A 257-nucleotide genomic window follows, 5' to 3' on the forward strand; every position below is an offset into this window, starting at 1 on the left:
AATTTAAGAAAAAATGCAAAATGGTCCAATGGAGATTCGGTAACTGCATATGACTTCGTATATGCGTGGAGAAAGGTAGTTAATCCTAAGACGGCTTCTGAGTTTGCATACATAATGAGCGATATAAAAAATGCAGATGAAGTTAATGCAGGTAAAAAATCAGTCAAGGATTTGGGTATCAAGGCTATAGGTAAATATAAATTACAAGTAGATTTAGAAAGACCTGTACCTTATATTAATGATCTATTAGCACTTAA

At 32.7% G+C, this 257-nt stretch carries 1 protein-coding gene; it reads left to right on the forward strand.

Translation table 11 applies throughout. The annotated features are described in order from the left end of the window. Nucleotides 1-257: ABC transporter substrate-binding protein (locus tag B0E34_RS22645; RefSeq protein WP_228422989.1), on the forward strand; the 257-nt coding region annotated here is incomplete at both ends.

The sequence above is a fragment of the Chryseobacterium mucoviscidosis genome, from assembly GCF_002177115.1.
Lineage (GTDB): Bacteria > Bacteroidota > Bacteroidia > Flavobacteriales > Weeksellaceae > Chryseobacterium > Chryseobacterium mucoviscidosis.